Genomic DNA, 1,475 nt, shown 5'->3' with positions numbered 1-1,475 from the left:
CGCGATGAGGAGGAGTCGGGCCATCCGGCTCAGCCCGACGACGATGCAGAGCGCGTAGCGCGATGAGGAGGAGTCGGGCCATCCGGCTCAGCCCGACGACGATGCAGAGCGCGTAGCGCGATGAGGAGGAGTCGGGTCATCAGGCGCGTGCCCGCTCGTAGAACGCGAGCGCCGCGGCCGTCGCGACGTTGAGCGAGTCGGTTCCGCGCGACATCGGGATCCGTACGCGCAGATCGCTGGCCTTCAGTGCGGCGTAGCTCAACCCCGGCCCCTCGGCGCCGACCAGGATCGCGACCCGCTCGCCGCGCACCGCCGCCATCGCTTCCGCCAACGTCTTGGCATCGGCGCCGGGAGTCATCGCCAATAGTCGAAAACCGCTGTCCTGCAACGCCTTCAGCTCTGACGGCCAGTCATCTGCCCGGGCGAATGGCACCAGCAGGGCGTGCCCCATCGACACCCGCACCGCGCGCCGGTAGAGCGGATCGGCGCAGCCGCTGCCGAAGACCACCGCGTCGACGTCAAGCCCGGCTGCGTTGCGGAATATGGAGCCCAGGTTCTCGTGGTCGTTGACCCCCTCGAGCACCGCGACAGTCTGGGCGCCGTCCACCACCTCAGCGACAGAGCGGTCGGGTATACGACGCGCGGCAGCGAGCACGCCGCGGTTCAGATGAAAACCGATTGCCGCCGCCATCACCTCGGCCGAAACCCGGTAGTAGGGAGCGGAATTCCCCGCGAGATCGGCGCTCAGTTCGGCCAGTCTGCGGTCGGTGCCGAGGAACGCCAGCGGGGTGAACGGCGAAGCCAGCATCCGCTGCACGACCAACACGCCCTCGGCGATCACCAAGCCCTTGCCGCTGGGCAGATCCGGACGCCGGTCGATGCTGTTCAGGTCGCGGAAGTTGTCCAGCCGCGGATCCTCGGGATCGTCGATGTCGCAGACGATCACACTGTCGTTCGCGCTCAAGGGGTTTCGTCGACCAAGGCAAGCATCAGGTCAGCCGCCACCCGCAGCGTGTCACGTTCGGGCACGCCGAGCCTTTCCAGCCGCTGAGTCAGCCATTCTTGACTGGCCTGACGCTCGGCCTCCATCAGCTCAGCGCCGGCCTCGGACACCGACACCAGCACCTGTCGGCCGTCGTCGGGATGCGCGACGCGGTCGACGAAACCCAGTTCGGCCAGGGATGCGATCACCCGCGTCATCGACGGTGGGCGAACGCGTTCCCTGATTGCGAGCGCACCGGGCGTCATCGGGCCGAAGTTGGCCAATGTCGCCAGCGCGGACAGTTGCGACAGCGACACCGGGGACTGCGGGCGGCGAAAACGCAGCTGCCGGGACAGCCGCATCACCGCGAGCGACAGGTCGCTGGCCAACCGGCTATCGCCATCGATCACAGCGCGAAGGTTACGACAGAACGCCGAAACGTCAACATCGAATCACCGAGACAAGGACATACCGGCTCCTCCGGCCGCTCGCG

General features: G+C 67.6%; 2 protein-coding genes. Both read right to left on the bottom strand.

Features of this window, described 5'->3' with window-relative positions:
* Positions 1-139 precede the first annotated feature (139 nt).
* Positions 140-964, bottom strand: a complete 825-nt coding sequence (locus ACZYW1_RS15590) for a TrmH family RNA methyltransferase (protein WP_463787083.1) — start codon at positions 962-964, stop codon at positions 140-142.
* Positions 961-1,392, bottom strand: a complete 432-nt coding sequence (locus ACZYW1_RS15585; protein WP_463787082.1) for an Rv0880 family HTH-type transcriptional regulator — start codon at positions 1,390-1,392, stop codon at positions 961-963. The genes ACZYW1_RS15590 and ACZYW1_RS15585 overlap by 4 nt, the downstream gene beginning before the upstream one ends.
* Positions 1,393-1,475 lie beyond the last annotated feature (83 nt).

This window comes from Mycobacterium sp. IDUB_36 (assembly GCF_055419225.1).
The sequence above is the reverse complement of the archived record's forward strand: the minus strand, read 5'-3'. Positions and strand labels throughout refer to the sequence as shown.